A 25,292-nucleotide genomic window follows, 5' to 3' on the forward strand; every position below is an offset into this window, starting at 1 on the left:
ATTGTATTTGGCGGGCGGTGCTGTTAACGGCGGAACCGGATGGCCCCGCCGTCGTGCGCTTAGAAGGCGGCGCGGCTGACGTTTTGGCAACCCAGCGCCGCCAGAGTGACGCGGGTGGCATCCCACTGGCTGATGCTCGCGTCCTGCGGTTCGGCCAGGACGGCGCGACGGATAGCCCGGCAGTCGCCGCCGGAGAGGTTCAGCAGGATCAGCGCGGCCTGCAGCGGTGGCAGACTCGGGTTAAAAGCGGCGTTTTCCGCATAGCGGCCGGCGTAGAGGCTGCCGTCTGCCGTTTCCAGCGCCACGCCGCTGTGGGCGTTGCTGTACGGCGCATGGCTCCGGTTGGCCGCCGCCAGCGCCGCTTGCGTCAGCGCATCGTTCAGCGGCAGTTGATGCCCGTGATTGACCTCGTCCATGAGCAGTGAAGCGACATCCAGATCTTTCGGGCCGAAGGCGTCCGGCAGATAGTCCGCCAGCGTGGCCGGCGCGCGGCCAGGCAAACGGATTTGCAGCGCGCCGCCGCTGTTCAGCTCATTCATAAACTGGCGGCAGTGGCCGCACGGCGTATAGTTGACGGTGATCGAGGCCAGCGCTTTTTCGCCGCGCAGCCAGGCGTGAGTCACTGCGCTTTGTTCCGCATGTACGGATTGCTGCAGCGGCGCGCCGCTGAATTCCATATTGGCGCCGAAATAGAGATTGCCGCTTTGCCCGCGCGCGATGGCGCCGACGTGGAAATGCGATATCGGGGTTAACGAGCAGGCCGCCGCCAGCGGCAGCAGCGCGAATGCCAGCGCGTCATCGTCCAACCCGCAACCTGAGCGGATCGCCGCCGCTTGCTCGGCCGTGAACATCGCCGGAAAGTCGGACGCGTCCAGATAGGGCTGCAGGGCGGATTGCAGTGTCGCGGGCAGTGCGCTGAAAGCGGTGTGAAAACGCGGATGCATGGAAGGTCTCTCTACAGGTTAACGGGATCACATTCTAGGCAGGCCAGAGACATTAAAGTGTGATCAATATCTCTTAAATGATGAAATCAATGCAATAAAAGGCGTAAATGCGAGATGTATCGCAAGTTTCATCCTGATCAACCGAACAGATGCAACAGCACCGGAAACACAAACGGCGCCAGCAGCGAGGTGATGATGCCGCAGATCACCAGCGCCAGCGAGCCGAAGGCGCCCTCCTGATAGTCCATCTCCGCGCAGCGCGCAGTACCCAGCGCGTGGGAAGCCGTGCCCATCGCCAGGCCACGCGCCGAGGGGGTCGTGATTTTCAACAGGTTGAACAGCGTGTGGCCGAACACGGCGCCGAGGATGCCGACGAAAATAACGCAAACCGCACTGATCGCCGGAATGCCGCCGAGCGAGTCCGCGACGGCCATCGCGATCGGCGTAGTGACCGATTTCGGCAAGATAGAGGCGGCGATTTCCGGCGTGGCGCCCAACCACAGGGCGATGGCGCCGCCGCTGATCATGGCGGTCAGGCTGCCGATGAAGCACACCGTGATAATCGACTTCCAGCGTGCGCGGATTTGGTGCAACTGCTCATACAGCGGGAAGGCCAGCGCGACGACCGCCGGCTGCAGCAGATCGTTGAGGATCCTGCTGCCCTGGAAGTAGCGCTCATAGGAAATGCCGCTGAGCAGCAGCAGCGGGATGATCACCGCCATGGACACCAGCAGCGGATTGAGCAGCGGCATGTTCAACTTGCGCGCCAGCCAGCGCGCGGCGAAATAGACCGCCAGCGTCAGCGGCAGCGACCACCAGATTTCGTGGATCATGAGTTGCCCTCCGTGTCGTCGGGCTTGCCGGCAATGCGCCGCTCGCGGTGAAAATAGTGTGAGGTATAGCCGACCACCACCAGCACCATCAGCGTGCTGATCAGGCAAGAAATGACCAGCGGGCCCAGATGCGCGACGATCTGGTCGTAATATTTCATCACGCCGACGCCGATCGGCACGAACAGCAGCACCATGTAGCGGATCAGCAAATGACAGCCGGGTTTAACCCATTTGGCCGGCAGGATCTGGGTGGAGAGCAGCGCGAACAGCAAGAGCATGCCGATGATGCTGCCGGGAATGGCGAAAGGCAGCAGCGCCGCCACTGCGTTGCCGACGAACAGACACAGGTAGATGAGGAGCAGGGCCCTGAGGTATTTCCAGCACAGTGTGAGCACGTTGGCCATTGTCTTTTCCCGTTTAACCGATGTATTCATCATACAATTAAGTTCGGCAGTGTGCTATAGCTCACAAAAAATCATGACATAGGGGCAGTGCAGCGTGCAGCGAGGGGGATAGGGAAGGATGGGAGCAAACCAGCAACCCTCTGCATGAATTATTCATAAAAAGAATGTTGCTGGTTTGTAAAAAAAAGACAATCTCAATAGGATAGATGTTCCGTATCTGCGGAATTATGGGTACGTTGCTCGTCCAAAGACTTTCTATGAAGTACAAATGGAATGGCGACGAACAGTATTAACAGGATGTTGTTCGGGAAGTTGCCAAGTCCAAGGTTATAGAACAGCTCAATAGTCAGCGTAAAGAACACAAAATACCTGGCGCCGAAAATGTCAAAACGCTTGATCTTGTACAATTTGAATTGCAAGTAGACCATCAGAGCAAGATAAGTGAAGAAGCCAACAAATCCATAGTTACTGACCATATAGATATAGGCGCTATCAATAGGTATTGCCTGTATTCCATAGAGTGACTTATCCAGACCGAAGGTACCATTCAGCCCCAAGCCTGCACCGAAAAGAATTTTTCCTGTTGAGTCCAGATCTGAGAGGATCTTTAAATGCTCCCAGACGCGCAGATAAATTGAGTTGTATGCCGCATTTTCATTATATTTTCTGACAATCTCATAGACATCATAGCTATGCGTTGAGTAACAGAACATTGAGAATATAACGAGCCCCATGAAGAATACGATAATGCCCGACGTTTTTCTGAATAGAAACTCAATCACTTTAGTCAGCAAATATACCAATGCAGCTAGAATGGCTGTTTTATATGTTGTGCAGATGATAGCAATCATAAATAGCGGTGAGAAGAACAATGGCCAACGCTTACCTGCGAATAACTTCCGTGCTTCGAATGACACGACCAGGCAGAAAAACATGAGCACGCCGGACATGGTGAAAGCAAGCTGGAACCCGATGGCCCGAATATTGCCTTCAGTCGAGTTTAACCGAACACCGCTGTCACTGCCCCATTCACCGGCACTTAAGCCAAGTAGCCCCATGAAAGAATCTGGGAAAAGTTGCTGAAGGATAATCGCAATGGCATTGAGCCCGCCCAGGAAAAACATCATCTTGGCAACGCTTATGCAAAGCGTTTCAAGATCCTGTAGGGATTGTTTAGATAAAATGATCAATACTGCGATTAAAAAAAGCATAGGCAGTACATCAAACTTCAACTGATAAAAAACAATAAAATTTTTACTGTTAAAATTTGTCGCAATAGTGAGAATCGCAAAGATGAGAATAGCTAGAAGTATTATTGTTGGTATGATTGATTTGGCACTAATTCGGCCACCAGAGTAGCAAATGGCAACGATCAACATTAAGGCCATGAACGCTTCCTTCCAAAGCTTCAGTATGGCCATGTTTAACATTACGGATGCTAAACTCACGACACCCGAAAAGAATGAGATAAATAAAAAAAGCAGTAAAAACCTGTTTGGAAGATATGTTCGCATTATTTTCATTGCAAAGCTCTGCGCATGAATATCTAATATTCTGTTTCAATTCAGTGAAAATTACTGAGTGGACTGCTCGTTAGTTTCATTTTGCACTGTGCGATTTATTTGGTATTTCTTTCCATATCGTATGGATCTTTTTTCGATGCTATCGTAAGACAGTTTCGATACGAATAGAATGACGGCGAGAGAACAAAGAACAAGGATATTGTTAATCGTAGTATTGCCTAAGTTTATATATCTTATTGGGTTTCCGTACGGGTTCGCCTGAGAGTAGCTTAGTTCAACACCCAATAGTTTTGATAGTATCATTGCGCTACTGACCATCAGGAAAATGATCGCTGCGTGAGTCATGTAAATGGAAAATGAGTGCTTCCCCAAATTTTGGAAGAATGTCGACTTTAATAATGACGAGAAAATGCCAAATTCACCAGAGAAAATAATAATAGCCAGACCATACAGTACACTGACGGTAACACCTTTGTTTTCGACAGGTAAAGTCATACAGAAGAAACAGGCAAGGACGATGGCCATTTCCAATAGAGATGCAACATATTTGTTGATATTTATGTTGGCTATTTTTGAATGAATAAAATAAATGAGCGAGCCAAAGAAGAAGCAAGAGATACCGCGGAATGCATCATCTTTAAGCAACAGGTTATGACTCAGCAAAGAGTAAAAACCCCATATTGACAGCAGTGCGAATAGCGCGATTGCGATAATTTTTCTGTCATTGCTGAAGAAGAGGATCCCACCAAAAACAAGATAAAGGTAATACTCTACACTGATACTCCATGACGGGTAATTAAAGGAGAGACTTTCGGCAGTAGGAATCCAAGATTGCAGCAGCAACAGATTAGGAATGAATTCTGTTGGCGCACTAAGTTCCGTAAATGCCGGCTTATTAAAGTAAAACCCATAGTTTTGAGCTGCTAGTTTCCCAAACTCGAAAAGAAGGAATACGAGTAGCATAATAATGTGCAGCGGAAAAAGTCTAAAACTGCGGCTGATGACGAAATTAGTCAGAGTGACTTTGTTGAAATCTCGGTTAAAATAACTGTGAGTTAATACAAAACCGCTAAGGATAAAGAAGAATTCAACCATATAGGTGGAATTTCTGAATATAGCCCATTCAGTAATGCTGCCCGTGACATTCAGATGATGTAGAGCCACACAAAGCGCGCATATACCCCTAAAACTATCCAAAACAGTATATCTTTTCATCAACACTCCGAAGTGAGCTGGGGCTCTATTAATAATTATCTATTTTGCTCTGTGCGGGATAAATGAAAATTGCACCCGGAATATGTAATTCACGGGTGCATAATAGACTATCAGCTATTGTTTTTGTAACTGTAGTTATAGTATCCGTAGCCGCCGTAATAGCTGCTGGCGCGCTTTTCGATGGCATTGAGAATGACGCCGCGAGTATCGATTCCATTCTGTTGGAAACGGTTGATACTGACTTCAATTTCTTTAGCGGTATTGACGCCAAAGCGCGCTACCATCAGGACAGTACCCGCCATGCGCCCGATAATCGAAGAGTCGGTTACGGCGAGCACTGGAGGCGTATCGATCAGCACGATATCATAATGTTCACTAGCCCATTTTAATAACGCACTGCAACGATCGTTCATCAACAATTCTGATGGGTTTGGCGGGATCTGACCACGTGGAATAAAGTCCATATTATCAACGCTGGTTTTTCGCACGGCTTTTTCAACGGTTGTCTGCCCAGACAGGATATCAGAGAGACCATTATTCCAATTGACGTTAAGCAGGGCGTGTGAGTAGCCTTTACGCATGTCGGCATCGATCACCAGTATACGCTGTCCTGATTGAGCAATAACGGCTGCCAGGTTTATGCTGACAAATGTTTTACCAATATTAGGGCTAGCACCGGAAATCATTAAGATATTGTTTTTTGACTCGAGCATGGCGAAGTGAAGGCTGGTTCGCAGGCTACGAATCGCTTCAATGGCCAGATCTGCAGGGTTGCCTATTGCCAACAGAGAATCTGAACGCGTGTTCTTCTTTTTGCCGCCCCGTAGTAATGTTTCACGGTCTGACTTCTGTTGCCACTCAGAGAGAGGAATACTGGCATACACGTTGATCCCGCGCTCTTCCAGCTCTTCTGAGTTTTCTACCCCGCGATGCAGCATATTTTTCAAGAGAACGAGTGCTGAAGAGATAATAAAACCGACGATCGTCACCAACAAGACAATCAGCGTTTTCTTAGGCGCGACAGGGCGTAATTGGGTCACTGCCGAGTCAACAATGCGGACGTTGCCCACAGTGCTCGCTTTGGTGATGCCGAGCTCCTGCTGTTTGTTCAGCAGCTGCATGTAGATCTCTTGTCCAGCCTGAACATCGCGGGTTAATTTCAGAATCTCTTGCTGCGTTTTAGGCATGCCTGAAACGCGTTTGTTCAGTTTCTCTTTCTCGTTTTGCAGTGTCTTGCGTTTTTCCATTAGTGCACGATAGGCAGGGTGTTCCTTCGTATAGAGCTTGGAAATCTCCGCTTCTTTGAAGGTCAACTCATTCAGCTGGGATTCAACGGAAACGATAGTATCGAGAACCGACTTGGCTTCCAAAGACAAGTCAACAGAGTCGTTGGCTTGGCGGAATTGGTTGAGCTTACTTTCTGCCGCATCGAGTGAACTGCGAACATCGGGAAGCTGTTTTTCGAGGAACTGCAGGCTTTTACCCGCTTCCTCAGACTTACGCTCGACGTTTTGCAGCAAGTAATTCTTGGTGATGCTGTCGAGAATTTTTCTTACCGAAGACGCATTTTCCCCTGTAAAGCTGAGGGCCAACACGCCGGTATCCTTGCCTTTATCTTCAACAACCAGTGATTTCAGCAGAGCGTTGATGGCGGAAAGCTGTGGTACCCGCGTTACAGTGAATACGGTGCCAGGTTTACCGAGATAGGAACTGACCAGCAGTGTGACGCCATGGGCTTGCGCAAACTGCCCGATCTGGCCTTTTAGAACCTCGGTGCCATCGAAATCCAGCACATATTCTTTGTCGTTGACAACGGTAAGTTCCAGAGGCTTATCCAGCATATATTCTGGTACAGTGAAACGAGACAAGGCGATCTGCGCAGGTTCTTCATTTGTCAGTCGAGCCCAGCCTCGGCCAAAGACCGGAAAATATTTTTGTTCTATCACCGTTTCCAGATCGAGATCGTCAACCGTTTTGCCTGTTACCAGTCGAGATTTGATCAACTCGATTTCAGTGCTGGACATCGGCTGACTGTTAGGAAGCATTTCAGACAAGTTGTTCAGAATGGAATTGCCAGCATTCTGTTCCACCTGAACCAATGCATCGGCCTGGTAGACCGGTGTTGAAAATAGTACATAAATAATACTGGCTACAGAAAATAATGCCGTGATTGCAATAATAAGCCAGCGATTATCTATCAATGTACCGAACAAACGACCGAGGTCGATCTCTTCACTTCTATTATCTGTGCTTCGGCTACGAATATTGTCTGTCATTGTCATCTCTGGTTATTTATTTAAAACAGTTGCCCATTTCTTTGCCGATTCGTCCAGTTGACGATAGACGAATTCAAACGCCTCGGTGCTTTTACCATAGGGATCGGGGATATCTTTTTGCGCAAGCCAGTGAGCAAAAAGCATGGTTTTCCCCCTTACTTCAGGCGCCAATCGGCATACGCCATCGATATGTTTCCTCTCCATGACCAAGATAAGAGAATATTCGCGGCAGAGTTCTTTAGTCAGTTGGGCACCTGAATGGTGCTCTAGCGATAGGCCGTTTTGTTCAGCAACAGCCATAGCTGAAGGATCCGCTGGGTGACCGACCATGGCCCCCAGACCGGCAGAGGCGATTTTTTTATGGGGCAGAAGGCGTTTTAACATCCGTTCGCCAGTCGGAGAACGGCAAATATTGCCCACACATACGACGAGAATCGAATCAAACATAGCTACCTCTACGGCCAGTTACGAATACGCAACGAACCTTCGCTCAGGTTGTTGAAGCTTTCTATGGTTGGGTAGAGCTGGCCAATCAGACGGTTCCATCTTGCGATAGGTGCGGCTGTCACATAGACCACGTCATAAGGCTGTAGACGGAATTCGGCGCCCATCACAAAGGCGGTTGCATCAGACAGGTTCAACTGATAGATATCCGCCAGCTTTTTCCCTTGCGTTCCGCGAAGAGGGCGGATGACAAAGATGCCGGTGGCGTCAGCGATATTTTGCTCCAAGCCGTTGCCGTTGCCTAAGGCTTCGGTCAAGGTCATACCGCTGCGATCCATCTTCAGCGTCGATTGATTTTTCACTTCACCCATCACGAAGACCTTAAGATCATCGTTGCGCGGGATGTAGAGAATATCGCCCGGATATAGCAACCGGTTTTGCATTAGATCGCCATTCTGCATGAGCTGTTGCAGAGAGATTCGTTCTTCTTTGCCATTGTGGGTGAGAATAACGTTACGCCAGTCGGCATTCTCGGTCAGGCCTTCTGCATTATTGATCGCGTCGAGAATCGTTAGTGGCACGTTAGTGATAGGCTGCTGGCCTGATTTAGCGACCTCGCCGGTCACGTAGGCTTTTTGCGAACGGAAGGCAGCGATGCTGACATCCACTTGCGGGCTCTCGATATATTGCGCCAGGCGGTTAGATATTTCAGTGCGGATTTGCGTCACTGTTTTGCCGACAACCCTGACTTTACCTATATAAGGATAGAAAATCGTGCCGTCTGAATGCACCCAGTTCCCTGTATCGCTGGCACTGCGATATTGGCCGGCAGGCGTTGTGAGCTCTGGGTGATCCCAAACTGTTACGTTGAGGACATCGCCAACACCAATTTTGTATTCGTAACTGCGTAGAGCGTTATCGAGAGAGGAGTTAGGTTGAGCGACGACGGGAATCGGCCGCATTTTCTCGATTAGTTTGGGGGTTAGTGGGTAGATATTGACCAGGTCATCGATTTTGTAATCAGCATCATCTTGTTTTACAACATTTTTTCCTGAAGTGGAAAGATGTGTACCCGGAATAATGGTACAGCCGCTGAGCATACTAAGCGAAACGAGTATGGAAATTAATTTAAGTTGTCGGTTAGCCATCTAGTTATCATCACTTTCAATGTAAATATCATTACAAATAATCTGGTAAGGCTTTCGGTTTTACAGAGAAATGCGTTCCCAGCCGAAGTAAACCCGAAAAGGACTATTTGTTCTATTTAGTTGCATTTAGTTCTCTATGCAGCGCCAGGCGTGACGTCAACAGCGTCTTTGGGTGTCGCCTGATCGCTTCTGGTATGAATTTTACACTAATCACCCAGCGCCAGAAGACCATTGTTTCAGCCAATGGCTGAACTCTTCTCCCTGATTGGGGTGTCGCATAGCATAAGTTAAAAAGGCCTGCATATAGCCGATTTTCTCACCGCAGTTGTAAGACTCACCCTTTAAGCAAAGGGCTTCGACAGAATGTTCATCAAGCAGCTTGGCAATTGCATCCGTCAGCTGTATCCGCCCCCAGGCGCCAGGTTCCGTTTTCTCAAGAATAGGCCAGATGGCGGAAGAGAGCACGTATCGACCGACGGCGGCATAATTGGCCTGCGAGATAGCTTCTTTTTCCGGTTTTTCGATCAGGGACAGGATGGCCGCACTTTCACCGGGTTTCAGGCACTGCCTATCGCATTCTACTGCAGAATAATTATGCAACATTTCAGCATCACCTTGCTTGATCAATACCTGGCTGACCCCGGAGTCATTAAATCTGGTTATCATTTTTGCGAGGTTATCCTGGCGTGGATCGGCCAACGAGTCATCGATAATCACATCTGGCAACAACACAACAAACGGCGAGTTGCCGACAATCGGTTTAGCGCAGAGTACCGCATGTCCCAGCCCCTTGGGCTGACCTTGACGAACATGCATCAACTTGACGCCTTTCGGGCAGATGGACTGAACTTCATCCAATAGCTGGCGTTTTACTCGAGATTCGAGCATTGCTTCAAGCTCGAACGAGGTATCAAAATGATTCTCTATCGCATTCTTTGATGAGTGGGTAACGAGGATAATTTCTTCAATACCTGCCTGGGCACATTCATTAACAATGAATTGAATGACAGGTTTATCGACAATGGGCAGCATTTCTTTAGGGATGGCTTTGGTCGCCGGTAACATTCGCATACCCAGTCCTGCCACCGGGATAATCGCCTTCAACTTGCTCATCTCAACTCCTGTCTTTAATTAATCCGGTTCAAACTCGCTATGATTTAGCCGATTTGTCGAACATGATTTTTAAAAGCCTACAGTGCATCTTATCTCTTGATATCGTGCAGAGGCGCTGACCAGAACGCTACTCGTTGACTAAATATATAGGTGAAACTGGGCATAGTAGTGAGAATGGTATCACTACAACCCCCTCCGCAGGGAAGCCGTACCGGTCTGAATTGATCCTGATGGGGCTGCTGACGAGCACCGAAACAGCTTAAGCACGCTACCGCCCTTGGTTCGCAGCTACCAAAACGCTGTGTGCTTCATATTGTGTTGCTAACAATGTACTTAATTGCAGCGTTTTAGGGCAAAATAACGACTAAGATTTTGATTTTAACTCGTTTTACTATATACGGGTATATTCTGATTTTGCCGTGGCAGATTTTCATATGAATGGGGCCATGTTACAAGCCTGAGCAGCTTGCTGCTGCCTTTTTAGGATTAAGACTACCATTGTTTCAACGTGGCTTATCACGTTCTTTTTCCCGTCATTGGGCTTTTTTCAGACCAACGTAGATGAGGGGCTAGCGTTTCGCCTGCCCTAGACAATTATCCGGTGGCGAACGATAACCCCAAAAGAAAAACAGCAGGCTGAGCAACGCGGCGACGATCAGCATCACGAACATCAGCGGCGGCGCGGCGTAGCTGAGCATGACCCCGCACAGCACCGGGTTGATGGCGCCGCCCAATGCACTGAGGTTCTGTACGCCATAGTAGCTGCCTTTCAGGTGCGGCGGCGCGATAAAGTCGATGAACATGTATTCCACCGGGATAACGATGATCTCGCCTAAGGTAAACACCGCCATCGCCGCCAGCCATAGCCAGATCGCCTGGCCGGCCACCATAAAGCCGAGCAGCCCGACGATGAAAAACAGCGTGCCCAGCGCCAGCCAGCGCAGCATATTCTCCTGGCGCATGCCGCGGCTGAGCAGGTATTGCAGGGCGATGACGATACCGGCGTTGACAATCATCACCAACCCGATGATTTTGTAGGCGAACTCGGCGCTGGAGACGGTGATCAGGTACTGCGACAGATAGCCCGTGAACTGACCGAACACCACCGCGCCCAGCGTGCTGCCGAGGGTGAAGTAGATCAGCCGCCGATCGCTGCGCAAGATGGCCAGCGTTTGGCGGAAGTTGGCCAGCGCGGCCGGTGCGGCGGCGCTTGGCGCCGGGCGCTGTTCACCACCGCGCAAGCGCAGGCTCAGCGCCGTCACCGTCGCCAGCGCCAGGCCGCCTGACAGGTAGAACGGCAGCAGCGGACTCAGCCCGGCCACCAGAACGCCGAGCGCAGAGCCGATCGCCCAGCCGACGTTGACCAGCGTGTAGTTGATTGAGAAAGCCTTGATGCGCTGCTCGACCGGCAGCCAATCGGCGAAACAGGCCTTAATGGTGATGCTCAGCACCGAATAACAGGTATGCAGGATCGCCAGCACCACGATCACGCCGCCGGGACGCGGGATCCAGGGAATGGCGAAGAAACTCAGCGCGAACAATAAAATCGACAGCAGGATCAGGCGGTTTTTGCTGAATTTGTCCACCAGATAGCCGCCGTACAGGCTGGCGATGATGCCGAGGGTGAGGCTGACGCCCAGGATCACGCCCACGCTTTTCGGCAACAGCTGGAAGTGCTCGGTGAGGTAGATGGTGATGAACGGCAGCGTGACGCCGCGGCCGATGGTCAACACCAGCGAACTGGCCAGCAGTACGTTGATCAGCGAGGGGAATCCCTTCATTTGAAACCTGTTTATGCATACAGTTATTGGGCGATGCAGATAACATAGCGCATTTTGGCGGGGACGGAAGGGGGCTGCCGATATTTATCTGAAAAACAGAGGCTGCGTCGGCAGCCTCGTGAAAAACAGCATTATTTACCGTGTTCGGCCTGCAGCGTGGCGAACCACGGCTGAACGAAATCGCTGCTGCTGCCCCAGCCGGGGATGATCTTCGCCAGGCCGGCGACGTTGACCGGCCCCGGTTGCGCCAGCAGCAGCGCCTGCGGAATGATCGCCGCTTTGAACTGATAGTTGTCCGGCGTGCTTTCCCCGGCGATCTTGTTGGCCACCAGGCGCAGGTTGACCGCGCCGATCAGCTTCGGATCCACCGCCACGCTGACCTGCCACGGGCTGCCGGCCTCGCGCATCAGCTGCAAATCCTGGTTGGAGATATCGATGCTGTACAGCTTGATTTCGGTGCGGCCGTTCTCTTTCAGCGCCTTGTAAGCCCCTTGGGTAAAGGCGTCCCACGTTCCCCAGATGGCGTCGATCTTGCCTTTCGGGTATTTCGCCAGCACCGCGCCCACCTTGTTGGCGGTATCGCCCTGTACGTCGGATGAGACCGCGCCGATCGATTCCAGCTCATGAATGCCCGGATGCTGTTTCAGCAACTGCTGATAAGCGGCCTGACGGCGCTCCATCGGCGGGAAGCCGGCCACCCACAGTTTGACAATATTGGCCTGGCCGTTGAAATCCTTCACCAACTGGCCGAACGAGGCGTTGGCCAGTGAAGCGTCATCCTGCTGCGAGACGGTGACGCCGGGAACGCCGCCGCTGACGTCGGTATCGAAAGCCGCGACGGCGATGCCGGCCGCCGCGATGCGCTTGACCAGGTCGGTGGAATAGGGGGCTCGCCCCTGCGAGAGAATGATGCCGTCATATTTCTGGCTGATAGCCTGATTGACGAAGTCCTGGAAGCGCGCGTCGTCGCCGTTGCTGAGGAAGGTATCCACCTTGAAGCCCAGCTTGCGCCCTTCCTGAATGGCGCCCGCCAAAAATTGCGTGGTGTTGTCGTCGGATCCGAGGTTGCGGATCACCGCGATGCGCACCGGCCCCTGATGCTGAGCGATGGCGGCGGGTACGGCGGCGTTTTCCGCCGCCTGCAGCGGCAGGGCGGACAACAGACTGAGGGCGAGCAGCGAAGTCTTGAGGTTTTTCATTATTATAGGCTCCAAAAAAGCAGGGAAACGATCCCGGTGAAGGTCTGTTATAGCAGTCTTTCTGTCTGGACGTCTATTTTGGGTTTCGGAGCATCATAGCCGGATGCGGCGGGCAGGGGAATCAGGGCGGTTATGACTTTTTCTTCATGCTTATAACGTGGGGGTTGGGGCAATAAAAAAGGGCCGAGCAAGCTCGACCCTCCCTACGCCGCGCATCTGCGCGATTACTTGACCTGCATGCCAGGCTGCGCGCCGCTGTCCGGGCTCAGCAGGAAGATCTCTTTCCCGCCTGGGCCCGCCGCCATCACCATGCCTTCTGACACGCCGAAGCGCATTTTACGCGGCGCCAGGTTGGCGACCATGATGGTCAGACGGCCTTCCAGCGCTTTCGGGTCCGGGTAAGCGGAGCGAATGCCGGAGAAGATTTGGCGCGATTCGCCGCCCAGATCCAGCTGCAGCTTCAGCAGCTTGTCGGAGCCCTCGACAAAGTCGGCGCTCTTGATCAGGGCGATACGCATGTCGACCTTGGCGAAGTCGTCGAAGGTGATGGTTTCCTGGATCGGATCGTCAGCCAGCGGGCCGGTCACCGGCTTGGCGGCGGCCATGTCTTCTTTCGAGGCGCTGACCATCTCGTTGACCTTGTCCAGATCGATGCGGTTGAACAGCGCTTTGAACGCGTTCACCTGATGGCCCAGCAGCGGCTGCGGGATCGCGTCCCAGCTCAGCTCGGCGTTGAGGAACGCTTCGGCGCGTTCGGTCAGCGAAGGCAGCACCGGCTTAAGGTAAGTCATCAGCACGCGGAACAGGTTGATGCCCATCGAGCAGATGGCCTGCAGATCGGCGTCGCGGCCTTCTTCTTTCGCCACCACCCACGGCGCCTGCTCATCCACATAGCGGTTGGCCAGATCGGCCAGCGCCATGATTTCGCGGATGGCGCGGCTGAACTCGCGGGCGGCGTAGGCTTCGGCGATGCTCTGGGCCGCGTCGACGAAGGTCTGGTACAGCGCCGGATCGGCCAGGGTGTCGGCCAGCTTGCCGCCGAAGCGCTTGTTGATAAAGCCGGCGTTGCGCGAAGCCAGGTTCACCACCTTGTTGACGATGTCGGCGTTGACGCGCTGCACGAAGTCTTCCAGATTGAGATCGATGTCGTCAATGCGGGAAGAGAGCTTGGCGGCGTAGTAATAGCGCAGGCAGTCGGCGTCCAGGTGCTGCAGGTAGGTGCCGGCCTTGATGAAGGTGCCGCGCGACTTGGACATCTTGGCGCCGTTCACCGTCACGTAACCGTGCACGAACAGGTTGGTCGGTTTGCGGAAGTTGCTGCCTTCCAGCATCGCCGGCCAGAACAGGCTGTGGAAGTAGACGATGTCCTTGCCGATAAAGTGGTACAGCTCGGTGGTGGAGTCTTTGCGCCAGAACTCGTCGAAGTCCAGATCGCCGCGCTTGTCGCACAGGTTCTTGAAGGAGCCCATGTAGCCGATCGGCGCGTCCAGCCAGACGTAGAAGTATTTGCCCGGCGCATCCGGAATTTCGAAGCCGAAGTAAGGCGCATCGCGGGAGATGTCCCACTGCTGCAGGCCGGATTCGAACCACTCCTGCATCTTGTTCGCCACCTGCTCTTGCAGCGCGCCGGAGCGCGTCCACGCCTGCAGCATTTCGCTGAAGGCCGGCAGGTCGAAGAAGAAGTGCTCGGAGTCGCGCATCACCGGCGTCGCGCCGGAAACCACGGACTTCGGATCGATCAGTTCCGTCGGGCTGTAGGTGGCGCCGCACACTTCGCAGTTGTCGCCGTACTGGTCTGGCGATTTGCATTTCGGGCAGGTGCCTTTCACGAAACGATCCGGCAGGAACATGCCTTTCTCCGGATCGTACAGCTGAGAAATGGTGCGGTTCTTGATAAAACCGTTTTCTTTCAAGCGGCTGTAAATCAGGGTGGACAGCTCACGGTTTTCATCGCTATGGGTCGAATGATAGTTGTCATAGCTGATGCCAAAGCCGGCGAAATCCTGTTGGTGCTCCTGGCTCATCTCCGCGATCATTTCTTCCGGTTTAACGCCCAGTTGCTGCGCTTTCAGCATGATCGGCGTGCCGTGCGCGTCGTCCGCGCAGATGAAATGCACTTCGTGGCCGCGCATTCGTTGGTAACGCACCCAGATATCCGCCTGGATGTGCTCGAGCATGTGGCCGAGATGGATGGAACCATTTGCGTACGGTAGCGCGCACGTCACCAATAATTTTTTCGCGACTTGAGCCATAGTGAGAACTTGCTTTCTGTGATGAATAAAAGGGCCTTCGATGTTAACCGATCGCGCCCTTCGCTGCTAGGGCGGTTTCTTACAGGTTATACGCGCCAGCCGCCGCGCAGTTCTGGTATGCTTAGCCGGAAGCTACCCATTCAAAATCAAGGAGCCGGGATGAACGCAAAATCCCCTGAGCAGACCAACCCCGAAGTTCTGCGCGCCCTGGTGACCGGTGTACTGGCCGCCTTTGAACACCCGACGTTGAAAAACAACCTGACCGCATTGAAGGCTATCCATCACTGCGCGTTGCTGGACGATGTACTGCATATCGAACTGACGATGCCCTTTGCCTGGCAGAGCGGTTTTGAAGCGCTGCAGGCGAGCGTCGGCCCCGAACTGCTGCGCGTGACCGGCGCCGGCGCCATCGATTGGAAGCTGAAACACGATATCACGACGCTGAAGCGCGCCAACGCGCAGGCCGGGATCAAAGGCGTGCGCAACATCATCGCCGTCAGCTCCGGCAAAGGCGGAGTGGGGAAATCCAGCACCGCCGTCAACCTGGCGCTGGCGCTGGCCGCCGAAGGGGCCAAGGTCGGCATTCTGGACGCCGACATTTACGGCCCGTCGATCCCCAACATGCTGGGCACCGAACACGAGCGGCCGACCTCGCCGGACGGTCAGCATATGGCGCCGATCATGGCGCACGGGCTGGCGACCAACTCCATCGGTTATCTGGTGACCGACGACAACGCCATGGTGTGGCGCGGCCCGATGGCCAGCAAGGCGTTGATGCAGCTGCTGCAGGATACGCTGTGGCCGGATCTGGATTACCTGGTGCTGGACATGCCGCCGGGCACCGGTGACATCCAACTGACGCTGTCGCAGAACATTCCGGTGACCGGCGCGCTGGTGGTCACCACGCCGCAGGATATCGCCTTGCTGGATGCCGCCAAAGGTATCGTAATGTTCGAGAAAGTGCATGTGCCGGTACTGGGCATTGTCGAGAACATGAGCGTGCATATCTGCAGCAACTGCGGCCACCATGAGCCGATCTTCGGTACCGGCGGCGCCGAGAAGCTGGTGCAGAAATATAACAGCCGTCTGCTGGGGCAGATGCCGCTGCATATCTCGCTGCGTGAAGATCTGGATCGCGGTACGCCGACGGTGATCAGCCGCCCGGACAGCGAATTCGCCGACATGTATCGTCAATTGGCCGGCCGCGTGGCGGCGCAGATGTATTGGCAGGGCGAGGCGATCCCGACGGAGATTGCGTTCCGCGCGCTGTAATCAGCCTATCGCAATGCAAGAACCCGGCTTAAACGCCGGGTTTTTTTATGGGGTAGGGGTAGGCTTGTGCAGGTCGGCACGGGTATAAGGGCGTTCGATCTGCGCCAGCGTTTTGGCGATATGTTCCAGCAATCCCTGGGTGGGGGCCGGCTGCCGCTGCCCCATCAGCGCCAACGGCAAGGCCAGCGCGATGGCCAAATGCGGCCAGGCCAGCTGTGGTCGCGCTTTCCCTCGCTGCAGCCATAAAAACAGCGCGCTGGCCAGGTAGCCTAAAATCAGCCCGCTGATGACCTCGGATACCGAATGCACGCGGATTTCCAGGCGCGACACGCCGATGGTGAAAGGCAATATCCATCCGGTCAACAACGCGATGCTGCGCACCGGATGGGAAAATCGACCGGTTAAAGCCCAAAGCAGCGGCGGCCAGATGCTCGCGGCGAGGGCCGAATGGCCGCTGAATCCGGTGAAGTCATAACTTGCGCTACCAATGCCCCAGCCCATAAAGGCCAACTTTGACAGGCAGACCAGCCCGCCGGTGAAACCGAAAATCAGCGCCCATTGCCAGCCTGCAACGCGGGTGGCGGGCGATGCGAGCAGCAATAAAAAAAGAATCAGCGCGCAGGGCAGCAGCAGCATGCTGTCGCCGAAAAAAGTCAAAAAATACCAATCCAGCACATCATTCTCCGATGAAAGACTACGGGGTCCCTAAGTCAGCGCAGGAGTGTAACCTGTTGCGGGGCATTGCCCTAGCCGTGAGATTCTTAAAATGTCATATCGCCGGTAGGGCGCGATCGCCTGAATTCGCCCGCCGTCGCGCAATATACAGTGGCGCAAACCCCGACGACTCCCTATAATTGTCGCGTTTTAGTTCCCTCCCTTCACATTACGAAATCAGGTCTTTAATTTTATGACTGACAATCCGCATCAGTGCGTCATTATTGGTATAGCTGGCGCATCTGCCTCCGGAAAAAGCCTTATTGCCAGCACGTTGTACCGCGAACTCCGCGAGCAGGTCGGCGATGAGCACATCGGCGTTATTCCAGAAGACAGTTACTATAAAGACCAGAGTCACCTGACCATGGAAGAACGGGTCAAAACCAACTATGACCACCCGAGCGCCATGGATCACAACCTGCTGTTCCAGCATTTGCAGATGCTGAAGGCGGGCAAAGCGATCGAACTGCCGCTGTACAGCTACACCGAGCACACGCGCAAGAAAGAAACCGTCCACCTGAAACCTAAAAAAGTCATTATTCTGGAAGGGATCTTGCTGCTGACGGATATCCGCTTGCGCCAGGAGATGAATTTCTCGATCTTCGTCGACACGCCGCTGGATATCTGCCTGATGCGCCGCATGAAGCGCGATGTCAACGAGCGCGGCCGCTCGATGGATTCGGTGATGGCGCAATACCAGAAGACCGTGCGCCCGATGTTCCTGCAGTTTATCGAACCTTCCAAACAATACGCCGATATCATTGTCCCGCGCGGCGGCAAAAACCGCATCGCGATCGATATTCTGAAAGCCAAAATCAGCCAATTCTTTGAATAATGCCGCTTAATGGCCGGAAATGTGTATTTCCGGCCGGTGGCCAACTATTTGCACCCCGGCGTAGACCTTTCGCCCGTTGTGTGGCAATTTTTGTTTAGTTACGCGTTTTGATGGAGAAGAGAGACATGAGACTGTGCGACCGCGATATAGAAGCCTGGCTGGATAGCGAGAAACTGGTGATTTCCCCGCGTCCGCCGCTCGAACGCATCAACGGGGCCACAGTAGATGTCCGTTTGGGCAACCAGTTCCGCGTATTCAGCGGCCATACCGCGCCTTTTATCGATCTCAGCGGGCCGAAAGACGAAGTCAGCGCCGCGTTGGATCGCGTGATGAGCGACGAGATTGTCCTGCCGGAAGGCGAGGCGTTTTTCCTTCATCCCGGCGAGCTGGCCCTGGCGGTGACGTTCGAATCCGTGACGCTGCCGGACGATCTGGTGGGTTGGCTCGACGGCCGTTCTTCTCTGGCGCGCCTGGGGTTGATGGTGCACGTCACTGCGCACCGTATCGATCCGGGCTGGCATGGACGCATCGTGCTGGAATTTTACAACTCCGGCAAGCTGCCGCTGGCGCTGCGGCCGGGCATGCTGATCGGGGCCTTGAGCTTTGAACCGTTGTCCGGCCCGGCGGCCCGGCCATACAACAGCCGGCAGGACGCAAAATATCGCGATCAGCAGGGCGCAGTAGCCAGTCGAATCGACAAGGACTAACGGCGCGGGATGCACCGTCGGTGTGGCGCTGACAAGAGGGTGGCATGAGAAGATTACTGACGACATTGGCGATTTTACTGGTGGTTGTGGTGGCGGGGATGTCCGCGCTGGTACTGCTGGTCAATCCGAATGATTTTCGCGGTTACATGGTCAAAAAGGTCGAGCAGAAGAGCGGCTATCAGCTGACGCTCGAAGGCGACCTGCGCTGGCATATCTGGCCGCAGCTCAGCATTTTGGCCGGGCGCATGACGCTGACCGCGCCGGGCGCGAAAGCGCCGGTAGTGAGCGCGGAAAATATGCGCCTCGATGTCAAACTGTTGCCTCTGCTGTCGCATCAGCTGTTTGTGAAACAGGTGATGCTGAAAAACGCCGTCATTCTCCTCACGCCCGATAGCGAAGAGCATTCGCAGATGGATGCCCCGATCGCGCCGGCCGGCACTGGCACAGACGCGGCAGATGCGGCCTGGAAGTTCGATATCGATAATCTGCGGGTCGTGGACAGTCTGCTGATTTGGCAGCGCGCCGACAATGAGCAAATTAATGTCCGGGATATCAATCTCACCCTGCAACAAACGCAGACGCGACAGGCGCAGCTGGAACTTTCCAGCCGGGTCAATCGCGATCAGCGCGACCTGACCTTCAGCATGGCGGCCGATGTCGACTTGCAGCAGTTCCCTCGCCAGATTGGCGCCAAAGTCACCCAGTTCAATTATCAACTGGCGGGTGCGGATATTCCGAACGGCGGTATTCAGGGAGAGGGCAATGCGCAGGTGGTCTATCAGCAGACGCCGGCGCAGATTGCCGTCAGCCAGCTGAGCGTCAGTGCCAATAACAGCCAATTGACCGGCGATATCAGCGCCACGCTGGGGGCGGTGCCCGGCTATGTGGTGAACCTCAATTCGGCTAACCTCGATCTCGATGCGCTCTCCGGCTGGCAATCCAGCACCAATACCGCCGAACAACCCGCCGTGACTTCCGCGCCGGTGATCGCCAGCCAGGTGGACGATCGGCAGCAGAATTTAGAGGCGCTGCGCGATTTCAATGCGCAGTTGAATCTGCAGGCCGCGCAGTTGACCTATCGCGGTATGAACGTCACTCAGTTGGCCGTCGTGGCGGACAACCAACGCGGACTGCTGACGCTGCATAAACTCGCCGGACAATTGGCCGGCGGTGATTTCTCCTTGCCGGGCTCGCTGGACGCGCGCGGCAATAAACCGGTGATCAGCGTGCAGCCGGCGCTGAACCAGGTTGAACTGGGCACGGTGCTCAAAGCCTTCGACATGCCGCAGATGTTGACCGGCAAATTCAGCATGAAAGGGGATTTGACCGGCGATCGCCTCTCTTCACAGTCATTTGAGCGCCGCTGGCGCGGTACGGCGCAGCTGGCGATGCAGGATGCGCAGCTGCATGGCCTGAACATTCAGCAGCTGATCCAGCAGGCTGTGGCGCGCAACGATAACAGCGTGCGTGGGCAAGACAGCTATCAGCGTTATACCGAGGTCAAAAACGTCTCGGCGCAGGCCAGTCTGAATCAGGGCACGATCAAGCTCAGCGGTCTGACGGCGGATTCTCCTTTGCTGGCGCTGACCGGTGCCGGCAGCATCGATATGCCGGGCAAACAGTGCGATATGGCGCTTAACGTGCGCGTCACCGGCGGATGGCAAGGGCGCGGCGAGCTGATCGAGCAACTGCAAAAAACGCCGATCCCGCTGCGGGTCTATGGGCCGTGGCAACAGCTCAACTATCAACTGCAGGTCGATCAGGTGTTGCGTAAAACGCTGCAGGATCGGGCTAAGGATGCGCTGAACAAATGGGCTGAAAAGAACAAGGATTCGCGCGAAGGTCAGGATCTGAAAAAGCTGCTCGACAAGCTGTAATCCCTCCGATGCGGGCCACAGTGTGGCCCGCGTCAATATCGAGGTTCCCGCGATAATTTCTCTCCGTTACCTTGATGAAGGTCATGAAGACCTCTGCTCAGTTTGTGCAGAGTAAGGGCCAGTTTTGCTATTACTGTGCGCTTGAGCGCGAAAAAATGACGAGTTGAGGAAACATGATAGAGCTCCTTATTGGCGCCGCAGTCGCGGCGGGCGTGGGCCGTTATATTATCAAGGGATATTCCGCTACCGGCGTCTTGTTGGTGGGAGGGCTGCTGCTGCTCGGCATCAGCGCGCTGATGGGGAAAACGCTGTTGCCGTCAGGCGCCGCCTCAACCGGCTGGCGCGCGACCGACATGATCGAATACGTCAAGATTTTGCTGATGAGCCGCGGCGGCGATCTCGGCATGATGATCATGATGCTGTGCGGCTTTGCCGCCTACATGACGCATATCGGCGCCAACGACGTGGTCGTCAAGCTGGCTTCGCGTCCGCTGCAGATGATCAATTCGCCTTATCTGCTGATGGTGGCGGCGTATTTTGTCGCTTGCCTGATGTCGCTGGCGGTCTCTTCCGCCACTGGCCTCGGCGTGCTGCTGATGGCGACGCTGTTCCCGTTGATGGTGAACGTGGGCATCAGCCGCGGCGCGGCGGCTGCCATTTGCGCTTCGCCGGCGGCGATTATTCTGGCGCCGACGTCCGGCGACGTGGTGCTGGCGGCCAAAGCGGCGGAGATGCCGCTGGTGGACTTCGCGTTCAAAACCACGCTGCCTATCTCGATTGCCGCCATTGTCTGCATGGCTGTGGCGCATTTTTTCTGGCAGCGTTATCTCGACAGAAAGAGCAATGAACAGCATCACATCATGGACGTCAGCGAAATCAAAACCCATGCGCCGGGATTTTACGCGATATTGCCGTTTACACCGATTCTCGGCGTGCTGATTTTCGACGGCAAATGGGGACCGGAGCTGCACATCATTACCGTGTTGGTGGGTTGCATACTGTTGGCGGCATTGATTGAGTTCGTGCGCAGTTTCAGCGCGAAACAGGTATTCAGCGGCCTGGAAGTGGCTTATCGCGGCATGGCGGACGCATTCGCCAGCGTGGTCATGCTGTTGGTGGCCGCCGGGGTCTTCGCGCAAGGGTTGAGCACCGTCGGCTTTATCAGCGGGTTGATCGGGCTGGCGCAGTCGTTCGGCACCGGCGGTTTGATCATGATGTTGGTGCTGGTGGTGATCACCATGCTGGCGGCCATGACCACCGGCTCCGGCAATGCGCCGTTCTATGCGTTTGTCGAACTGATCCCGAAACTGGCGGCGCAAATGGGCGTTAACCCGGCTTATCTGGTGATCCCGATGCTGCAGGCGTCTAACCTCGGCCGCACGCTGTCGCCGGTCTCCGGCGTGGTGGTGGCGGTCTCCGGCATGGCGAAAATCTCACCGTTCGACGTGGTGAAGCGCACTTCGGTGCCGGTGATTGTCGGGCTGGTGGTGGTGATCGTGGCGACGGAGTTGCTGGTTCCCCAGTAAAACCAAGGCCGGGCAATACCCGGCCTCAATGTTAAACCTCGTAGTCCTCCGGTGGGGGAGGCGGGGTGATTTTCACTTTCAGGATACGGTGGCTGTTGACCTCCAACGGCTCGAACAGGTAGTCACCGATCGTGATTTGTTCGCCTTCTTGCGGCACGCGCTGGCTGTGTTCCATCAGCAGCCCCGCCAGCGTGTGGTATTCGCGCTTTTCTTCCAGCGGCATCGGCAGGTACAACACCAGATCTTCCAGCGGCATATAGCCGTTGGCGATCCAGCTGCCGTCCTCGTTTTGCTGAATGTCGTGGCGTGCATCCACCTCTTCGCCGGCCTCCGGCAAGTTGCCGGCGATGGTTTCCATCACGTCCGTCAGGGTGACGATGCCTTCGACGGAACCGAACTCATCGACCACAAAGGCAAAGTGCGTCTGTGCCTGGCGGAATTGCTCAAGGGCGCTCAACAGCGTGAGCTGTTCCGGGAAGATCAACGGTTGGCGTATCAGCGCGCGCAGATCCAGCGGCGCCTGCGCCAGCTGCTGTTTGAGGACGTCGATAGTGTGGATAACGCCCAACGGCTCATCGCTGGCGCTGCTTTCTACCACCACGATGCGCGTGTGTTGATTGCGCTCCAGCAATTGCGTCAGCTTCTCCTGCGGATCGTTCAGCTCAAGGTATTCGACGTCGTGACGCGAGGTCATGATACTGCTGACCGTGCGCTGCGCCATGCCCAGCACGCGTTCGATCATGCGCCGCTCTTGCTGATTGAAGATCTCGCCGTTTTCGCTGTCGCTGTCGGCCAGCAGATTGGCGGAATGACTGTCGACCTCGGCTTCTTCATGTTTGCCGCTCAGCATGCGCAGCACCGCCTCGGCGGTACGCTCGCGCAGCGGCCGCACCTTCGACAGGAAACGACGGCGGTTGAACTGCGCCAGTTGGTTCAATGCTTCGATCATCACCGAGAAGCCGATCGCCGCGTAGAGATAGCCTTTCGGAATGTGGTAGCCGAAGCCCTCCGCCACCAGGCTGAAACCGATCATCAGCAGGAAGCTCAGGCACAGAATGACGATAGTCGGGTGAGCGTTGACGAAGCGCGTCAGCGGTTTGCTGGCTAGCAGCATCAGGCCGATGGCGATACAGACCGCGATCATCATCACCGCCAGGTGGTCGACCATGCCGACCGCGGTGATCACCGAGTCGAGCGAGAAGACGGCATCCAGCACCACGATCTGCGCCACCACCGGCCAGAAGCGCGCGCCTTTGCGTGTGCCATGCTGCTCTTCATCCTTGCCCTCCAGCCGCTCGTTCAGCTCCATGGTGGCTTTGAACAGCAGGAATATGCCGCCGACCAGCATGATCAGATCGCGGCCGCTGAAGGGGTGTTCTGCGACGATGAACATCGGTTTGGTCAGCGTCGCCAGCCACGAGATGGAGGCGAGCAACGCCAGACGCATCACCAGCGCCAGCAACAGACCGACGACACGAGCCTTATCTCTTTGTTGTTTTGGTAGTTTATCCGCCAGAATGGCGATGAAGACAAGGTTGTCTATACCCAGAACGATTTCCAGCACGACCAATGTGGCCAAGCCGGCCCAAATTGTTGGATCAGCGATCCATTCCATACGCCCAATTTCACCTGTAAGTTCTACGGCTTATGCCGCACGGGAATGATGGGCGCTGAGGCGGCAAAATTCAACTTTAAAAGACCATAAATATCTCACCGCGAATTCACTACCAACGCTGATAGCTTGAACATGACTCAAAAAACACCACAAAAGCGGGCAGTGAAGGACGCAAATTTTTCCAGTGGGCACTGCTTGCGCGTTACGATGGTGAAAAATGAGGAATAATTTTTTTTGAAAATCAGCTAATTGCCTATTGGCAATACGGCTACACTAGAGGCAGGCCACGGTGATGAGTAGTCTTATTCTGAAAAGGTCGGTGAGCGCCATCTTTGGCTTGTGTCGCTAAACCAATAGTATAAGAATCTTAGATAATATGTGGTGAGACGCATTAAGTTTTTCATTATAAGGCGTGTCTTCATGACGGTTGATATTCAATAAAAACAGGTGATTATGATCTCCTCCAGGGGATTTCTTCATCACTATAAGCATTGGTGTAGAGACAGTGGGTTGGTAACTGAGAGCCAAGGGCGGTAGCGTGCTTTTTTGGGGTGAATATGCCGCAGTGAACCCGGTGTGGTGACTGAATAATAACCCACGTATGAATCGACATGCACAGAGTTATATGGAAGGACAAATGTATAAACGAATGAAAGCAGTAATTCCGGTAGCTGGTTTGGGAACTCGAATGCTTCCAGCGACTAAGGCCATTCCAAAAGAAATGTTGCCTGTTGTCGATAAACCGTTGATTCAATACATTGTTAATGAATGCGTACTGGCGGGCATCAAAGATATCATTTTGGTCACTCATTCTTCAAAGAATGCGATAGAGAACCATTTCGATACCTCATTTGAACTGGAAGCCGTGCTTGAAGCGCGTGTGAAGCGTCAGCTACTCGCTGAAGTTAAGGGCATTTGCCCACCAGATGTCACTATTATGCAAGTGCGGCAGGGGCAGGCAAAAGGGTTGGGTCATGCTGTCCTTTGTGCAGAACCGATGGTGGGCGATGAACCGTTTGTCGTGATCTTGCCTGACGTTTTGCTCGACGAAGAATCTGCGGATCTCACCGCCGATAATTTGGCATCGATGCAACGCCGGTTTGCTGAAACGGGATGTAGCCAAATTATGGTCGAACCTGTGCCAGAACAAGATGTTTCAAAGTATGGCGTCGTTGATTGTGGCGGTGTCATCATCGAGGCCGGTGAAAGCGCGCGAATGAATGCGATAGTAGAAAAACCGTCGCGTGAAGAGGCACCGTCTAATTTAGCAGTCGTAGGACGCTACGTGCTTTCCTCTTCCATTTGGGATCTTTTGCGAAAAACGCCGGCAGGTGCGGGCGGTGAAATTCAGCTCACAGATGCGATTGCAATGCTAATGGAAAAAGAAAATGTTGAAGCTTTCCATATGAGCGGGAAGTCGCATGACTGCGGTGATAAGTTAGGTTATATGAAAGCCTTCGTTAAATATGCTGTCCGCCACCCATCTGAGGGGAAAGCATTTAAAGAATTATTGAATAAAATGCTCAAGCAAGGCGAGTAAGAGCTACCAGTAATAAAGCATAAAGTAAAAAGCATATCCTGAAAACAGAAGATATTTCAAAAGAGTCATCGAAT

General features: G+C 54.0%; 20 protein-coding genes. 6 read left to right on the plus strand and 14 right to left on the minus strand.

Annotation, left to right across the window (positions count from 1 at the left end):
- Positions 1–59: 59 nt before the first annotated feature.
- From cdd to metG, 12 genes are all read right to left on the minus strand, one after another.
- The gene (cdd, locus tag ACSBQS_RS03450) at positions 60–944 is read right to left on the minus strand and encodes a cytidine deaminase (RefSeq protein WP_033650596.1); all 885 of its coding nucleotides are present in this window, start codon (positions 942–944) and stop codon (positions 60–62) included.
- A 137-nt stretch (positions 945–1,081) separates the two neighbouring features.
- Positions 1,082–1,777 (minus strand): CidB/LrgB family autolysis modulator, encoded by a 696-nt coding sequence (locus ACSBQS_RS03455; RefSeq protein WP_033642447.1) that lies wholly within the window; start codon positions 1,775–1,777, stop codon positions 1,082–1,084.
- Positions 1,774–2,181 carry a CidA/LrgA family protein gene (locus ACSBQS_RS03460; RefSeq protein WP_033642448.1) on the minus strand — a complete coding sequence of 136 codons (408 nt, stop codon included), beginning with the start codon at positions 2,179–2,181 and terminating at the stop codon, positions 1,774–1,776. The genes ACSBQS_RS03455 and ACSBQS_RS03460 overlap by 4 nt, the downstream gene beginning before the upstream one ends.
- A 194-nt stretch (positions 2,182–2,375) precedes the next feature.
- Positions 2,376–3,569, minus strand: a complete 1,194-nt coding sequence (locus ACSBQS_RS03465; RefSeq protein WP_172698272.1) for a hypothetical protein — start codon at positions 3,567–3,569, stop codon at positions 2,376–2,378.
- A 186-nt stretch (positions 3,570–3,755) separates the two neighbouring features.
- Positions 3,756–4,919 carry an acyltransferase family protein gene (locus ACSBQS_RS03470; RefSeq protein WP_047025003.1) on the minus strand — a complete coding sequence of 388 codons (1,164 nt, stop codon included), beginning with the start codon at positions 4,917–4,919 and terminating at the stop codon, positions 3,756–3,758.
- A gap of 110 nt (positions 4,920–5,029) precedes the next feature.
- Positions 5,030–7,195 carry a tyrosine-protein kinase Wzc gene (gene wzc / locus ACSBQS_RS03475; protein ID WP_047025045.1) on the minus strand — a complete coding sequence of 722 codons (2,166 nt, stop codon included), beginning with the start codon at positions 7,193–7,195 and terminating at the stop codon, positions 5,030–5,032.
- Between the two features lie 12 nt (positions 7,196–7,207).
- A complete protein-coding gene (locus ACSBQS_RS03480) occupies positions 7,208–7,642 on the minus strand; it encodes a protein-tyrosine-phosphatase (RefSeq protein WP_047025002.1) in 435 nt (144 codons plus the stop codon).
- A gap of 8 nt (positions 7,643–7,650) precedes the next feature.
- A complete protein-coding gene (locus tag ACSBQS_RS03485) occupies positions 7,651–8,787 on the minus strand; it encodes a polysaccharide export protein (protein ID WP_047025001.1) in 1,137 nt (378 codons plus the stop codon).
- A 210-nt stretch (positions 8,788–8,997) separates the two neighbouring features.
- A complete protein-coding gene (locus ACSBQS_RS03490; RefSeq protein ID WP_047025000.1) occupies positions 8,998–9,900 on the minus strand; it encodes a UTP--glucose-1-phosphate uridylyltransferase in 903 nt (300 codons plus the stop codon).
- 569 nt (positions 9,901–10,469) lie between these two features.
- On the minus strand, positions 10,470–11,681 hold the full coding sequence (locus ACSBQS_RS03495; protein WP_047024999.1) for an MFS transporter: 1,212 nt from the start codon (positions 11,679–11,681) through the stop codon (positions 10,470–10,472).
- Positions 11,682–11,812: 131 nt separating this feature from the next.
- Complete coding sequence (locus ACSBQS_RS03500; protein ID WP_434989665.1) at positions 11,813–12,880, minus strand: sugar ABC transporter substrate-binding protein; 1,068 nt, start codon at positions 12,878–12,880, stop codon at positions 11,813–11,815.
- A 224-nt stretch (positions 12,881–13,104) separates the two neighbouring features.
- On the minus strand, positions 13,105–15,132 hold the full coding sequence (gene metG, locus ACSBQS_RS03505) for a methionine--tRNA ligase (RefSeq protein ID WP_072628014.1): 2,028 nt from the start codon (positions 15,130–15,132) through the stop codon (positions 13,105–13,107).
- A 159-nt stretch (positions 15,133–15,291) separates the two neighbouring features.
- Between metG and apbC the strand changes: the two genes are divergently transcribed.
- Positions 15,292–16,404 (plus strand): iron-sulfur cluster carrier protein ApbC, encoded by a 1,113-nt coding sequence (gene apbC / locus ACSBQS_RS03510; RefSeq protein ID WP_033650602.1) that lies wholly within the window; start codon positions 15,292–15,294, stop codon positions 16,402–16,404.
- A gap of 45 nt (positions 16,405–16,449) precedes the next feature.
- Here the strand turns inward: apbC and ACSBQS_RS03515 are convergent, their stop codons facing one another.
- Entirely contained in the window at positions 16,450–17,079 is a 630-nt protein-coding gene (locus ACSBQS_RS03515) for a phosphatase PAP2 family protein (protein WP_197666932.1), read from the minus strand.
- A gap of 232 nt (positions 17,080–17,311) precedes the next feature.
- Here ACSBQS_RS03515 and udk point away from each other — a divergent pair, with 232 nt between their 5' ends.
- The 4 genes from udk to dcuC all read left to right on the plus strand — a co-directional run bounded on the left by udk (position 17,312) and on the right by dcuC (position 22,063).
- Entirely contained in the window at positions 17,312–17,953 is a 642-nt protein-coding gene (udk, locus tag ACSBQS_RS03520; protein WP_033642454.1) for a uridine kinase, read from the plus strand.
- A 125-nt stretch (positions 17,954–18,078) separates the two neighbouring features.
- Positions 18,079–18,660, plus strand: a complete 582-nt coding sequence (gene dcd / locus ACSBQS_RS03525) for a dCTP deaminase (RefSeq protein ID WP_019454407.1) — start codon at positions 18,079–18,081, stop codon at positions 18,658–18,660.
- A 44-nt stretch (positions 18,661–18,704) separates the two neighbouring features.
- Positions 18,705–20,537, plus strand: a complete 1,833-nt coding sequence (gene asmA, locus ACSBQS_RS03530; RefSeq protein ID WP_046686709.1) for an outer membrane assembly protein AsmA — start codon at positions 18,705–18,707, stop codon at positions 20,535–20,537.
- 173 nt (positions 20,538–20,710) lie between these two features.
- Complete coding sequence (gene dcuC, locus ACSBQS_RS03535; protein WP_033642456.1) at positions 20,711–22,063, plus strand: anaerobic C4-dicarboxylate transporter DcuC; 1,353 nt, start codon at positions 20,711–20,713, stop codon at positions 22,061–22,063.
- Between the two features lie 31 nt (positions 22,064–22,094).
- On the opposite strand, the gene ACSBQS_RS03540 is transcribed toward dcuC, so the two are convergent.
- Positions 22,095–23,678 (minus strand): TerC family protein, encoded by a 1,584-nt coding sequence (locus ACSBQS_RS03540; protein ID WP_046686711.1) that lies wholly within the window; start codon positions 23,676–23,678, stop codon positions 22,095–22,097.
- Between the two features lie 637 nt (positions 23,679–24,315).
- Here ACSBQS_RS03540 and galU point away from each other — a divergent pair.
- Positions 24,316–25,218 (plus strand): UTP--glucose-1-phosphate uridylyltransferase GalU, encoded by a 903-nt coding sequence (gene galU / locus ACSBQS_RS03545; RefSeq protein WP_047024994.1) that lies wholly within the window; start codon positions 24,316–24,318, stop codon positions 25,216–25,218.
- Positions 25,219–25,292 lie beyond the last annotated feature (74 nt).

Source organism: Serratia sp. H402Y (assembly GCF_051172415.1).
Lineage (GTDB): Bacteria > Pseudomonadota > Gammaproteobacteria > Enterobacterales > Enterobacteriaceae > Serratia > Serratia ureilytica.

What these genes read in the sequence shown, in the direction of transcription:
- cdd (WP_033650596.1), bottom strand. Translation starts at nt 944, where the DNA reads ATGCATCCGCGTTTTCACACCGCTTTCAGCGCACTGCCCGCGACACTG.
- ACSBQS_RS03455 (WP_033642447.1), bottom strand. Translation starts at nt 1,777, where the DNA reads ATGATCCACGAAATCTGGTGGTCGCTGCCGCTGACGCTGGCGGTCTAT.
- ACSBQS_RS03460 (WP_033642448.1), bottom strand. Translation starts at nt 2,181, where the DNA reads ATGGCCAACGTGCTCACACTGTGCTGGAAATACCTCAGGGCCCTGCTC.
- ACSBQS_RS03465 (WP_172698272.1), bottom strand. Translation starts at nt 3,569, where the DNA reads ATGGCCTTAATGTTGATCGTTGCCATTTGCTACTCTGGTGGCCGAATT.
- ACSBQS_RS03470 (WP_047025003.1), bottom strand. Translation starts at nt 4,919, where the DNA reads ATGAAAAGATATACTGTTTTGGATAGTTTTAGGGGTATATGCGCGCTT.
- wzc (WP_047025045.1), bottom strand. Translation starts at nt 7,195, where the DNA reads ATGACAGACAATATTCGTAGCCGAAGCACAGATAATAGAAGTGAAGAG.
- ACSBQS_RS03480 (WP_047025002.1), bottom strand. Translation starts at nt 7,642, where the DNA reads ATGTTTGATTCGATTCTCGTCGTATGTGTGGGCAATATTTGCCGTTCT.
- ACSBQS_RS03485 (WP_047025001.1), bottom strand. Translation starts at nt 8,787, where the DNA reads ATGGCTAACCGACAACTTAAATTAATTTCCATACTCGTTTCGCTTAGT.
- ACSBQS_RS03490 (WP_047025000.1), bottom strand. Translation starts at nt 9,900, where the DNA reads ATGAGCAAGTTGAAGGCGATTATCCCGGTGGCAGGACTGGGTATGCGA.
- ACSBQS_RS03495 (WP_047024999.1), bottom strand. Translation starts at nt 11,681, where the DNA reads ATGAAGGGATTCCCCTCGCTGATCAACGTACTGCTGGCCAGTTCGCTG.
- ACSBQS_RS03500 (WP_434989665.1), bottom strand. Translation starts at nt 12,880, where the DNA reads ATGAAAAACCTCAAGACTTCGCTGCTCGCCCTCAGTCTGTTGTCCGCC.
- metG (WP_072628014.1), bottom strand. Translation starts at nt 15,132, where the DNA reads ATGGCTCAAGTCGCGAAAAAATTATTGGTGACGTGCGCGCTACCGTAC.
- apbC (WP_033650602.1), top strand. Translation starts at nt 15,292, where the DNA reads ATGAACGCAAAATCCCCTGAGCAGACCAACCCCGAAGTTCTGCGCGCC.
- udk (WP_033642454.1), top strand. Translation starts at nt 17,312, where the DNA reads ATGACTGACAATCCGCATCAGTGCGTCATTATTGGTATAGCTGGCGCA.
- dcd (WP_019454407.1), top strand. Translation starts at nt 18,079, where the DNA reads ATGAGACTGTGCGACCGCGATATAGAAGCCTGGCTGGATAGCGAGAAA.
- asmA (WP_046686709.1), top strand. Translation starts at nt 18,705, where the DNA reads ATGAGAAGATTACTGACGACATTGGCGATTTTACTGGTGGTTGTGGTG.
- dcuC (WP_033642456.1), top strand. Translation starts at nt 20,711, where the DNA reads ATGATAGAGCTCCTTATTGGCGCCGCAGTCGCGGCGGGCGTGGGCCGT.
- ACSBQS_RS03540 (WP_046686711.1), bottom strand. Translation starts at nt 23,678, where the DNA reads ATGGAATGGATCGCTGATCCAACAATTTGGGCCGGCTTGGCCACATTG.
- galU (WP_047024994.1), top strand. Translation starts at nt 24,316, where the DNA reads ATGTATAAACGAATGAAAGCAGTAATTCCGGTAGCTGGTTTGGGAACT.